Genomic DNA, 12,548 nt, shown 5'->3' on the forward strand with positions numbered 1-12,548 from the left:
CAGTCCCATGCAAAGTTGTCCGCTCGGCTCGATCAGTTGCGAACCGGCTTGCCGGTCTGCAACATGCCCATGATCCGTTCCTGCGTCTTCTGCGTGCCGAGCAGCTCGACGAACGCACGACGCTCCAGCGCGAGCAGCCATTCCTCGTCGACCGTGCTGCCGGCTTCGACGTCGCCGCCGCAGACCACCTCGGCGATGCGGCTCGCGATCAGGAAATCGTGGTCGCTGATGAAGCGGCCGTCGCGCATGTTGACGAGCTGCGCCTTGATCGTGGCGATCGCCGAGCGGCCGGCCACCGGGATTTCCTTTGCCTTCAGCGGCGCGCGGTAGCCCGCCGCCGCGAGGCCGCGCGCTTCCTTCTTCGCGATGTCGAGCAGTTCGAACACGTTGAACACGATCGTGTCCGACGGCTTCACGTAGCCCATCGCACGCGCTTCGTGCGCGGACATCGACACCTTCGCCATCGCCGCGTTCTCGAACGACTTCGTCAGGAACTTGAGCAGCTCGCTCGTCAGGCCCGCCGCCGTCGCCGCGTCCGCCGCGCGCAGCGCCGCTTCCTTCAGGCCGCCGCCCGCCGGCACGAGGCCGACGCCGACTTCGACGAGACCGATGTAGCTCTCGACGTGCACGACGCGCTTCGCGCTATGCAGCATCAGCTCGCAACCGCCGCCGAGCGCGAGGCCCGACACCGCCGCGACGACCGGCACGTTCGCGTACTTGACGCGCAGCATGCCTTCCTGGAACTTCTTCACGAACGGCTCGATGCCCTTCGCGCCGCCCATCATGAACGCGGGCATCGCCTCTTCGAGGTTCGCGCCGGCGGAGAACGGGCCGCCCGGGTTGCCGAGCTTGAGCGACGTCGGCTGCCAGATCACGACGCCCTTGTAGTCCTTCTCCGCGAGCTCGATCGCCTGCACGAGGCCGTCGATCACGCTCGGGCCGATCGTGTTCATCTTCGACTTGAACGACACGATCACGACGTCGTCCTCGCCCGCACGGTCGTCGACCCATGCGCGCACCGAGTCGGTCTCGAACAGCGTCTTGCCGAACGCCTTCGGATCGCGGCCCGCTTCGCCCAGGACCGGCGCACGGAACACCTGCTGGTCGTAGACGGCGAGCGTCGAGCGCGGCACGAAGCGCTTCGTCGCGGGCGACCACGAGCCTTCGGCCGTGTGCACGCCGCCCTGCTCGGCGACGACGCCTTCGAACACCCACGCGGGCAGCGGCACGTTCGCGAGTGCCTTGCCGGCCGCGATGTCTTCCTGCACCCACTCGGCGACCTGCTTCCAGCCCGCGGCCTGCCAGCCTTCGAACGGACCTTCGTTCCAGGCGAAGCCCCAGCGTATCGCAAGGTCGACGTCGCGCGCGTTGTCGGCGATCGACTCGAGGTGGAGCGCGATGTAGTGGAACACGTCACGGAAAATCGACCACAGGAACTGCGCGTGCGGATGCTCCGTCTCGCGCAAGAGCTTCAGGCGCTCCGCGGACGGGCGCTTCAGGATGCGGCCGACGGTCTCGTCCGCCTTCGCGCCGGAGTCGACGTAGGCGCCCGTCTTCGCGTCGAGCACCTTGATCGCCTTGCCTTCCTTCTTGTAGAAGCCGCCGCCCGTCTTCTGGCCGAGCGCGCCCTGCTCGACGAGCTTCGCGAGCACGGCGGGCGTCTTGTAGACCGGGAAGAACGGATCGTCGGCGAGGTTGTCCTGCATCGTCTTGATCACGTGCGCCATCGTGTCGAGGCCGACCACGTCCGCCGTGCGGAACGTCGCCGACTTCGCGCGGCCGAGGCGGCTGCCCGTCAGGTCGTCGACCTCGTCGAAGCGCAGGCCGAACTTCTCGGCCTCGGTGATCACGGCGAGAATCGAGAAGATGCCGACGCGGTTCGCGATGAAGTTCGGCGTGTCCTTCGCGCGCACGACGCCCTTGCCGACGACGCTCGTCAGGAACGTCTCGAGCTGGTCGACGATCTCGCCGCGCGTGTGCGCGGTCGGGATCAGCTCGACCAAGTGCATGTAGCGCGGCGGGTTGAAGAAGTGCACGCCGCAGAAGCGCGCCTTCAGCTCGTCGGCGAAGCCGTCGGACAGCGCCGTGATCGACAGGCCCGACGTGTTGGTCGCGAAGATCGCGTGCGAAGCGATGTGCGGCGCGACCTTCTTGTACAGGTCGTGCTTCCAGTCCATCCGCTCGGCGATCGCTTCGATCACGAGGTCGCATTCGGCGAGCTTCGCGATGTCGTCGTCGTAGTTCGCGGGTTCGAGGTACTTCGCGTCGTCCTTCACGCCGAACGGCGCGGGCGACAGCTTCTTCAGGTTCTCGATCGCCTTCAGCGCGATGCCGTTCTTCGGACCTTCCTTGGCGGGTAGATCGAACAGCAGCACCGGCACGCGCGCGTTGACGAGATGCGCGGCGATCTGCGCGCCCATCACGCCGGCGCCCAGCACGGCGACCTTGCGAATGTTGAAATTGCTCACGGGACTCCTCCGGATTGAGCCGCGCGTCGCCGTTCGTATGGACGCGGGCGCGGCGTGTGAGTGCTAAGAATCGGTCGTTCGGGCGACGTGCGTCGCACGCCGCCCGGCGGTCGCGTTAGAACAGCGCTTCGTCGACTTCCATCATCGTCTTCCCGCCGGCGCGCGCGAGACGGATCGACGCCGCCGTTTCGGGCAAGAGGCGCGCGAAGTAGAAGCGCGCGGTCGCGAGCTTCGACTTGTAGAACGGATCGCCCGACGCTTCCTTGTCGAGCGCGATGCGCGCCATCCGCGCCCAGAAGTACGAGAACACCAGGTGACCGACGGTGCGCAGATACGGCACGGCCGCGGCGCCCACTTCGTCCGGGTTCTGCATCGCCTTCATGCCGATTTCCATCGTCAGCTTCTGCACCTTTTCGCCGATGTCGGCGAGCGGCGCGACGAATTCGGACATCTCGGGCTTCACGCCTTCTGCTTCGACGAACTCGGTGACGATCTTGCCGAACTTCTTCAGCTTCGCACCCATGTCGCCCAGCACCTTGCGGCCGAGCAGGTCGAGCGCCTGAACCGAGTTGGTTCCTTCATAGATCATGTTGATCCGCGCGTCGCGCACGTACTGCTCCATGCCCCACTCGGAGATGAAGCCGTGGCCGCCGTAGATCTGCATCGCGTGGTTCGTGCACTCGAACGCGTTGTCGGTCAGGAACGCCTTGATGATCGGCGTGAGGAGCGCGACGAGATCCTCCGCTTCCTTGCGCACCGCTTCGTCGGCGTGCGACAGCGCCTTGTCGATCTGCAGCGCCGACCAGTACGTGAACGCGCGCGCGCCTTCCGCGTACGCCTTCTGCGTGAGCAGCATGCGGCGCACGTCCGGGTGGACGATGATCGGGTCGGCCGGCTTGTCCGGCGCCTTCGGGCCCGTCAGCGAGCGCATCTGCAGGCGCTCCTTCGCATACGTGAGCGAGTTCTGGTACGCGACTTCGGTGAGGCCGAGACCTTGCATGCCGACGCCGAGACGCGCGGCGTTCATCATCACGAACATCGCGTTCAAGCCCTTGTTCGGCTCGCCGATCATCCAGCCCTTCGCGTTGTCGAGGTTCATCACGCAGGTCGCGTTGCCGTGGATGCCCATCTTGTGCTCGATCGAGCCGCACTTGACGCCGTTGCGCTCGCCCGGCTCGCCCGACGCGTCGGGGATGAACTTCGGCACGATGAAGAGGGAGATGCCCTTCGTGCCCTTCGGCGCGTCCGGCAGGCGCGCGAGCACGAGGTGGACGATGTTCTTCGAGAAGTCGTGTTCGCCGCTCGAGATGAAGATCTTGGTGCCGCTGATCGAGTACGAGCCGTCGCCGTTCGGCTCGGCCTTCGTGCGCAGGATGCCGAGGTCGGTGCCGCAGTGCGGCTCGGTCAGGCACATCGTGCCCGTCCATTCGCCCGCGACGAGCTTCGGCAGATAGACTTTCTGCAGCTCGGGCGCGCCGTGCGCGTGCAGGCATTCGTATGCGCCGTGCGACAGGCCCGGATACATCGTCCACGCCTGGTTCGCCGAGTTCAGCATTTCGTAGAGTGCGTTGTTGACGAACGCGGGCAGCCCCTGGCCGCCGTAGTCCGGATCGCAGCCGAGCGCCGGCCAGCCGGCCTCGACGTACTGCTGATACGCTTCCTTGAAGCCCGTCGGCGTCGTCACGACGCCGTCGCCGACATACGTGCAGCCTTCACGGTCGCCGACCTGGTTGAGCGGGAAGAGCACCTCCGAGCAGAACTTGCCCGCTTCCTCGAGCACCTGGTTGATCGTGTCGGCGTCGAGATCAGCGTGCTTGGGCATCTGCTTGACCTCGGCTTCGACGTTCAGAAGCTCGTGCAACACGAATTGCATGTCGCGCAACGGCGCGGCGTACTGTCCCATGACTCTCTCCAAGATAAGGCAATCGGCTCGAGCTCCCGGCGGCGGTCGCGCCGCCGCTAACGGCTCTCGCTCTGGTACGAAACAATCGTCTTTTCAAGCGCGGCCCACGTGAGACGCACGGCGTCCGGCTGATGCAGGAAGCGTGCGTCGTGATGCAGACCGAGCGTGAAGCTGTACAACTCGAAGAGCATCAGGTTCGGGTCCGTATCCGGACGCAGATGCCCCTCTTCCTTCGCCTGCGAAATGGCGCGCAGCAGCGCGGCGCGCCAAGCTTTCACGCTCGCGATCAGCTGCTCGCGCACCGCGCTGTCCGGACGGTCGTCGTATTCGACGGCGCCGCTGATGTAGATGCACCCCGTCGTCACTTCCTGGATGCGCTTCTCGATCCAGCGCGCGAGCATCGCCCGCAAGCGCGGCAGACCGCGCGGCTCGCGCAGGCTCGGAAAAAACACCTCGTTCTCGAAACGATGGTGGTACTCTCGCACGACCTCGACCTGCAAATCGTCGCGCGATCCGAAGTGCGCGAACACGCCGCTCTTGCTCATCTGCATGCGCTCGGCCAATAGGCCGATCGTCAGACCCTCGAGCCCGTCACGGCTGGCAAGGTCCAATGCTGCTTCGAGTATCGCGGCACGCGTCTGTTCGCCTTTTCGCATAGCTTTTAATAACCGTTCAAGGTGACCGAATAAAATCGAACGGCCGTACTATTATTGAGTGCGGCCGTCGGCGAAACAAGGAAATTATTAGAAATCGGTTTCTAACCGTCCCCGCTATTTTGCAGGGTCGCGCGCCTTTGGAGGAGGCCCTGTGCAGGCCGTGGCGCGCGGCGTGTGTAAGCGAATGCTTAGTCGTATCCGCCGACTGTCAGGAGCTTCATCGCCCCCCGGTACGCGGTGTACGCGAACCAGTTCAGGAACCGCTCGACGGCCGGTCGCGCCGCGTAGAGCGCGGCGTCGATCTCGCGGCCGTCCGCGAACGCGGCGGAGATCGCATCGCGCAGCGCGGCGGTCTCGTCGCGATGCCGCACGAGCACGACGTTCGCCTCATTGTTCAGCATCAGGCTCAGCGCGTCCAGATTAGACGAGCCGACGGTCGCCCAATGATCGTCGATCACCGCGACCTTGCCGTGCAGCATTGTCTTGTCGTACTCGGCGACGCGCACCCCGGAGCGCAGCAACGCATGATATAGGAACGGCACCGCCATATCGAGCGACGCGAACTCGTTGCGGCCGATCAGGATCCGCACGTCGACGCCGCGGCGCGCGGCGCCCGCGAGCGCGCGGCGCAGCTTGCGCCCGGGCATGAAGTAAGGGTTGGCGAGCAGGATCGACTGGCGCGCGCGGCCGATCGCGGCGAGATACGCCTTTTCGATCGCACGGCGGTTCACGACGTTGTCGCGCGCGACGAACGCGACGCTCGGCTCGGTCACGTTACGCAGCGCGCCCGCCTTCACCCACCGGTGGCTGCGCATCCAGCGGCGAAAGCGCGCGGCGAACGCGGGACTGTCGACGCCGTGCGGCACGAACTCCGCGTAGCTCTTGTGGCCGGCGGCGATCCGGTGCCACTGCACCTCGAATGCGGCGCGCACGTCGGCGACGGCGGGCCCGTGCAGTTCGACCGCGAAATCCCAGCGCGGATACGGCAGGCGCTCGCCGCTCTGCTCGAAATCGTCGACGATGTTGATGCCGCCGCAGAACGCGTACGCGTCGTCGACGACCGCGAGCTTGCGGTGCGTGCGCGAGAAGCCGAAGCGGCCGAACAGATAGGGATTGTAGATCCGGTGCTCGATGCCCGCGTCCGGCCACGCGTCGAAGAGCGGCAGGCGCTCGGTGCCGATCCCATCGGTGATGACCCGCACGTGGACGCCGCGCGCGGCCGCGCGGATCAGCGCATCGGAGACCGCGCGCCCCACCGCGTCGTCGCAGAAGATGTAGGTTTCGAGCGCGACGCGCTCGCGGGCGGCGTCGATCCGCTCGATCAGCGCCGGGAAGAACGCGGCGCCGCCGTCGCAAAGCCGCACCGCGTTGCCGGACGTGAACGCGAGCCGCGACGCGGAGCCGCGCTCCTGCAGGAACATCTGCCGCAGCTGCGCGAGACGGTGCCGGGTCTTGCCGCTCATGCGGCGCGCGATGCGACGCGTTCGGGCAGTTGCAGGATCGCCTCGGCGTTCGACGGCGAGTAGCAGCGCGCGGCCGCTTCGCGGTAAGGCAGCCACAAATAGGCGGTGTGCTCGCGCGGCGACAGTGTCACGTCGATGCGGCCCGGCACCTCGAGGCCGAACCAGTGCTCGATGTTGCGCGTGACGCCGGGCGCATAGCGGTGCAGGTACTGCGGGTAGATCGTGTATTCGATCGCGTGATGCCAATCGACAAGCGCGCTCGGCGGAATGCCGGGGCTGCCGACGACGATGCCCGTCTCTTCGGCGACTTCGCGCGCGGCAACCTGCTCGATCGGCTCGTCGAGCGCGTCCTTCGAGCCCGTCACGGACTGCCAGAAGTCGGGCTGATCGGCACGCTTGATGACGAGCACGTCGAGCGCGGGCGTATGGATTACGACGAGGACGGATTCGGGGATTTTCGGCGGTTTCGTCATCGGGATGTCATCGGCGCCAGCCCGCTCGACGCGGCGGACAGCGCGGCACCGTCAAAAAAACCATGGGGCTGACTGTACCGCAAAAAACGAAAAGGGCGCATCGCGCGCCCATTTCTGCGATTGCTCCCGGCTCCGGCCGGTTGCGGCCGGGGTCATCGGCCGCGCCGATCGCCGGCCGATCCACGACGGTCGAGGATCGGCCGCGGCCGGCGCGCGGGCGACCGTTACGCCTTCGGCTGCTCCGGCTGGCGCAAGCGGATGTGCAGCTCGCGCAGCTGGCGCTCGTCGACGGGACTCGGCGCCTGCGTCAGCAGACACTGCGCACGCTGCGTCTTCGGGAACGCGATCACGTCGCGGATCGAATCGGCGCCCGCCATCATCGTGACGATGCGATCGAGGCCGAACGCGATCCCGCCGTGCGGCGGCGCGCCGTATTGCAGCGCGTCGAGCAGGAAGCCGAACTTCGCCTGCGCCTCTTCCGCCCCGATCTTCAGCGCGCGGAACACCTTGCTCTGCACGTCCTCGCGGTGGATACGCACCGAGCCGCCGCCGATTTCCCAGCCGTTCAGCACCATGTCGTATGCCTTCGCAAGGCAGCGGCCCGGGTCGGTCTCGAGGTACTCGAGATGCTCGTCCTTCGGGCTCGTGAACGGGTGATGCGCGGCGACGTAGCGCGCGTCTTCGTCGTCGTATTCGAACATCGGGAAATCGACGACCCACAGCGGCTTCCAGCCCGCTTCGACGAGGCCGTTCGCCTTGCCGAACTCCGAGTGGCCGATCTTCAGGCGCAGCGCGCCCAGGCTGTCGTTGACGACCTTCGCGCGGTCGGCCGCGAAGAAGATGATGTCGCCGTCTTCCGCGCCCGTGCGCTCGAGGATCGCCGCGATCGACGCGTCGTGCAGGTTCTTCACGATCGGGCTTTGCAGGCCGTCGCGGCCCTTCGCCTTCTCGTTGACCTTGATCCACGCGAGGCCCTTCGCGCCGTAAATGCGCACGAACTCGGTGTAGCCGTCGATGTCGCCGCGCGTGAGCTCGGCGCCCTTCGGCACGCGCAGCGCCGCGACACGGCCGTCCTTCGTGTTGGCCGGCGTGCTGAACACCTTGAAGTCGACGTCCTTCATCGCGTCGGTGAGCTCGGTGAACTCGAGCTTCACGCGCAGGTCCGGCTTGTCCGAGCCGAAGCGCGCCATCGCTTCCGAATGCGGCATCACCGGGAATTTCGCGGCCAGCTCGACGTCGATCGTCGTCTTGAAGATGTGACGGATCATGTCCTCGAACAGATCGCGGATTTCCTGCTCGCCGAGGAACGACGTCTCGCAGTCGATCTGCGTGAATTCCGGCTGGCGGTCGGCGCGCAGGTCCTCGTCGCGGAAGCACTTCGTGATCTGGTAGTAGCGGTCGAAGTTCGCGACCATCAGCAGCTGCTTGAAGAGCTGCGGCGACTGCGGCAGCGCGAAGAACTGGCCGGCGTTCACGCGCGACGGCACGAGGTAATCGCGCGCGCCTTCCGGCGTGCTCTTCGTCAGCATCGGCGTCTCGATGTCGATGAAGCCCTGCTCGTCGAGGTACTTGCGCGCCTCGATCGCGACGCGGTAGCGCAGGCGCAGGTTGTGCTGCATCTGCGGACGGCGCAGGTCGAGCACGCGATGCGTGAGGCGCGTGGTTTCCGACAGGTTGTCGTCGTCGAGCTGGAACGGCGGCGTGACCGACGCGTTCAGCACGTTCAGTTCGTGGCACAGCACTTCGATCTTGCCGCTCTTCAGGCCGGCGTTGATCGTGCCCTCCGGACGGCCGCGCACGAGGCCCTTGATCTGGATGCAGAACTCGTTGCGCACGCCCTCGGCGGCAGCGAACATCTCGGCGCGGTCCGGATCGCACACCACCTGCACGAGACCTTCGCGATCGCGCAGGTCGATGAAGATCACGCCGCCGTGATCGCGGCGACGGTGGACCCAGCCGCACAGCGACACCGTCTGGCCCAGCAGGTGTTCGGTCACGAGACCGCAGTATTCAGTTCGCATCGACATGATGTTTGCTTTCTTTCGTAGTGATCAACGGGAAGAGCCGCACTCTCTCCCGGGCATTACAGCGGCGGCTCGACGGGACGGCGCGCGGGCGCGGCGACGGGCGCCGGGGGCGCGACGACGCCCATCGAGACGATGTACTTGAGCGCGGCGTCGACCGACATGTCGAGCTCGACGACCTCGCTTTTCGGCACCATCAGGAAGAAGCCGGACGTCGGATTCGGCGTCGTCGGCACGTAGACGCTCACGTGCTCTTCCTTCAGGTGATTGACCACGTCGCCGCCCGGCGTGCCGGTCAGGAACGCGATCGTATAGGAGCCGCGGCGCGGATACTCGATCAGGAGCGCCTTGCGGAACGCATTGCCGCTGCTCGACAAGAGCGTGTCGGACACCTGCTTCACGCTCGTGTAGATCGGCCCGACGACCGGAATGTGCCGCACGACCGCGTTCCACCAGGTGACGAGCTTCTGGCCGATGAAGTTCTGCGTCGCGAGCCCGACGACGAAGATGAACGCGAGCGTCAGCACCGCGCCGATCCCCGGCAGGCGGAAGCCGAGCAGCCGCTCCGGCTGCCACGATTCGGGCAAGAGGAGCAGCGTCTGATCCATCGTGCCGATGATGAGCCCGAGGACCCACAGCGTGATCGCGAGCGGAACGAGAACCAGGAGTCCCGTCAGAAACACCGATTTGAGGGTCGTCTTTTTCATCATCTGCCGTCGAAAAATCGCGCCGGGACCTTAAGCGCAGGACGCGCCGCCGATACGGGCGGCGCGGCGATCAAGTGCTGCTCGCGGGCGCGGCGGCGGCAGGCGCGGGCGCTGCCGGCGCGCTCGCCGAGCTGTCCGCCGCGGCGGGCGCGCTCGCCTTCTCGCCGCCCGCCTGGTCGCCGTTCGCGGCCGACGCACTCGCCGGCGCGCTCGCGCCGCTCGAGCCGCCGCGGAAATCGGTCACATACCAGCCCGAGCCCTTCAACTGGAATCCGGCCGCCGTGACCTGCTTGCGAAAAGCGTCCTTCCCGCATTCCGGGCACTGCGACAGCGGCGCGTCGCTCATTTTCTGAAGCACATCCTTCGCGTGACCGCACGCTTCGCAACGATAGGCGTAGATCGGCATGGTATTTTCCCGCAGAAACAATAACCGGTATAAAAAGCTTGCAAAGCTTTGAATTATAGCCGAAAGGCGGCCGCTATCCCCCGCCTCCGCGGGCGGGCCGCTACGAGCGGCGCCACGCGAGCCAGCGCTCGCGCCCGGCGAATACAGGCAGCGAATCGGCGACGGGCGCGTCCTCGACGAGCTCGAAGTGCGGAGAAAGAAGCGCATCGAGGTCCGCGCGTTCGATGCCGAACGGCGGGCCCTTCGGCGTCGCGCCCACATAGAAGAAACCCGCGAGAAAGCCGCCCGGCGGCAGCAGCTCGGCCATCCGCCGCGCGTAGTCGGCGCGGCGGCTCGGCGGGATCGCGCACAGGAACGCGCGCTCGTAGATCCACTGCGGGACGAAGGGCGGCGCGTACGTGAAGAAGTCGGCCTGCTCGACGAGCGCGGCGTCTTCGCCCAATTGGCGGCGCGCGGCGGCGACCGCCTGCGCGGAAAAGTCGATCGCCCGCACCGGCCAGCCGGCGCGCGCAAGCCAATGCGCTTCGTATGCGCTGCCGCAGCCGGGAATCAGCACCGGACACGGCGCGCGCCGCGCGGCAAACGCGGCGAACGCATCGGGCACGCGCGCGCTGTCCCACGGGATGTGACCCTGCTCGAAGCGCTCGTCCCAGAACGACGCGTCGCCCGGATCGCGCGACGCGAAGTTCGCGGCAGGCGGTGCGACCGGCGCAGCTCCGTCAGCCGGAGCCGTCGGGCTCGCGTCGCCGGCCGCCTGCGCGGCGGCATCGGGTTTCTTCGTTTCGCTCGTCATATCGTTGCCCGCCTTTCCCGCGCCGCCCGTGGACGGCGCATGTCCGAATCCAGCATCTGCACCGCGCGCTCAGCCGCCGTACGCGATGACGATCAGCACCCGCGCGATCACCGCGCCCGCGCCGACCGCGAGCCCGAACACGAGAAGCGCCTGCAGCAGCCGGTTGGTCCGCTTCTGCTCGACCAGGATCTGCCGGACGAGATCGTCGCTGATCGCGCGCGGCGTTTCGTGATGGGCGGTGAGCGCCTGATGAACGAGGCGCGGGAGCTGCGGCAGCGTCTTGCTCCACTGCGGCGCCTCGACCTTCAAACGCTCGTACCAGCCGCGCAGCCCGATCTGCTCGGTCATCCAGCGCTCGAGATACGGCTTCGCGGTCTTCCACAGGTCGAGATCCGGATCGAGCGAGCGGCCGAGCCCCTCGACGTTCAGCATCGTCTTCTGCAGGAGCACGAGCTGCGGCTGGATTTCGACGTTGAAGCGGCGCGACGTCGAGAAGAGCCGCATCAGCACCTGGCCGAGCGAAATGTCCTTCAGCGCGCGGTCGAAGTACGGTTCGCAGACCGCGCGAATCGCGCTTTCGAGCTCCTCGACGCGCGTATCGGGCGGCACCCAGCCCGATTCGAGGTGCAGCGTCGCGACGCGGTGGTAGTCGCGCTTGAAGAACGCGAGGAAGTTCTGCGCGAGGTAGTTCTTGTCGAAATCGGACAGCGCGCCGACGATCCCGAAGTCGAGCGCGATGTAGCGCCCGAAGTGCTTCGGGTCGAGGCTCACCTGGATGTTGCCCGGATGCATGTCCGCGTGGAAGAAGCCGTCGCGGAACACCTGCGTGAAGAAGATCTCGACGCCTTCGCGCGCGAGCTTCGGAATGTCGACGCCCGCCGCGCGCAGCGTGTCGATCTGGCTGATCGGCACGCCCTCCATCCGCTCCATCACGAGCACGCTCGACGTCGAGTAATCCCAGAACATTTCCGGCACGAGCAGCAAATCGAGCCCCGCGAAGTTGCGGCGCAGCTGGCTGCCGTTCGCCGCCTCGCGCATCAGATCGAGTTCGTCGTGCAGGTATTTGTCGAATTCGGCGACCACCTCGCGCGGCTTCAGCCGCCGGCCGTCCGCCCACAGGCGCTCGGCCCAGATCGCGATGTCGCGCATCAGCGCGAGGTCGGAATCGATGACGGGCAGCATGTTGGGCCGCAGCACCTTGACCGCGACCGCCTTGCCCGCGTGCTCGCCCTGCTTGAGCTTCGCGAAGTGCACCTGCGCGATCGACGCGCTCGCGACCGGCTCGCGCTCGAACTCGTCGAACAGCTGGTCGATGCGCGCGCCGAGCGCCTTCTCGACGAGCCCGATCGCGACGGCCGAATCGAACGGCGGCACCTGGTCCTGCAGCTTCGCGAGCTCGTTCGCGAAATCGACGGGCAGCAGATCGCGCCGCGTCGACAGCACCTGGCCGAACTTCACGAAGATCGGCCCCAGGCTTTCGAGCGCGCGGCGCAGCCGCACCGCGGGCGGATCGGCGAAGCGACGGCCGATCGTCGTGATGCGCAGCAGGAACTTCACGCGAGGGTTTTCGATGCGCGACAGCATCACCTCGTCGAGGCCGAAGCGGATGACGGTAAAGACGATTTTGACGAAACGGAAAATGCGCATGCCTCGCG

The 12,548-nt window shown here is 66.7% G+C and carries 10 protein-coding genes; all 10 read right to left on the bottom strand.

The genetic code is table 11. From position 1 onward, the window contains the following. Window positions 1-32: 32 nt before the first annotated feature. The 10 genes from BG90_RS04680 to ubiB all read right to left on the bottom strand — a co-directional run bounded on the left by BG90_RS04680 (window position 33) and on the right by ubiB (window position 12,540). The gene (locus BG90_RS04680) at window positions 33-2,468 is read right to left on the bottom strand and encodes a 3-hydroxyacyl-CoA dehydrogenase/enoyl-CoA hydratase family protein (protein ID WP_010114040.1); all 2,436 of its coding nucleotides are present in this window, start codon (window positions 2,466-2,468) and stop codon (window positions 33-35) included. A gap of 115 nt (window positions 2,469-2,583) precedes the next feature. Further along, on the bottom strand, window positions 2,584-4,371 hold the full coding sequence (locus tag BG90_RS04685) for an acyl-CoA dehydrogenase C-terminal domain-containing protein (protein ID WP_010101737.1): 1,788 nt from the start codon (window positions 4,369-4,371) through the stop codon (window positions 2,584-2,586). A 56-nt stretch (window positions 4,372-4,427) separates the two neighbouring features. Continuing rightward, entirely contained in the window at window positions 4,428-5,027 is a 600-nt protein-coding gene (locus tag BG90_RS04690) for a TetR/AcrR family transcriptional regulator (protein WP_004189774.1), read from the bottom strand. A 188-nt stretch (window positions 5,028-5,215) separates the two neighbouring features. After that, window positions 5,216-6,490 carry a cardiolipin synthase ClsB gene (gene clsB / locus BG90_RS04695; protein ID WP_010114038.1) on the bottom strand — a complete coding sequence of 425 codons (1,275 nt, stop codon included), beginning with the start codon at window positions 6,488-6,490 and terminating at the stop codon, window positions 5,216-5,218. Further along, complete coding sequence (gene nudB, locus BG90_RS04700) at window positions 6,487-6,963, bottom strand: dihydroneopterin triphosphate diphosphatase (protein ID WP_010114036.1); 477 nt, start codon at window positions 6,961-6,963, stop codon at window positions 6,487-6,489. Before nudB ends, clsB begins: the two co-directional genes overlap by 4 nt. 224 nt (window positions 6,964-7,187) lie before the next feature. Beyond that, window positions 7,188-8,990 carry an aspartate--tRNA ligase gene (aspS, locus tag BG90_RS04705; RefSeq protein ID WP_010101731.1) on the bottom strand — a complete coding sequence of 601 codons (1,803 nt, stop codon included), beginning with the start codon at window positions 8,988-8,990 and terminating at the stop codon, window positions 7,188-7,190. Window positions 8,991-9,046: 56 nt separating this feature from the next. Next, window positions 9,047-9,697: a DUF502 domain-containing protein gene (locus BG90_RS04710; RefSeq protein WP_010101729.1), complete on the bottom strand. Its 651-nt coding sequence runs from the start codon at window positions 9,695-9,697 to the stop codon at window positions 9,047-9,049. 67 nt (window positions 9,698-9,764) lie between these two features. Then, window positions 9,765-10,100, bottom strand: coding sequence for an FmdB family zinc ribbon protein (locus tag BG90_RS04715; protein ID WP_045568065.1), 336 nt, complete (start codon window positions 10,098-10,100; stop codon window positions 9,765-9,767). 100 nt (window positions 10,101-10,200) lie between these two features. Further along, window positions 10,201-10,893, bottom strand: coding sequence for a methyltransferase domain-containing protein (locus tag BG90_RS04720; RefSeq protein WP_010114025.1), 693 nt, complete (start codon window positions 10,891-10,893; stop codon window positions 10,201-10,203). A 69-nt stretch (window positions 10,894-10,962) separates the two neighbouring features. Next, entirely contained in the window at window positions 10,963-12,540 is a 1,578-nt protein-coding gene (gene ubiB / locus BG90_RS04725; RefSeq protein WP_010114023.1) for a ubiquinone biosynthesis regulatory protein kinase UbiB, read from the bottom strand. Window positions 12,541-12,548: the final 8 nt, after the last annotated feature.

This window comes from Burkholderia oklahomensis C6786 (genome assembly GCF_000959365.1).
Lineage (GTDB): Bacteria > Pseudomonadota > Gammaproteobacteria > Burkholderiales > Burkholderiaceae > Burkholderia > Burkholderia oklahomensis.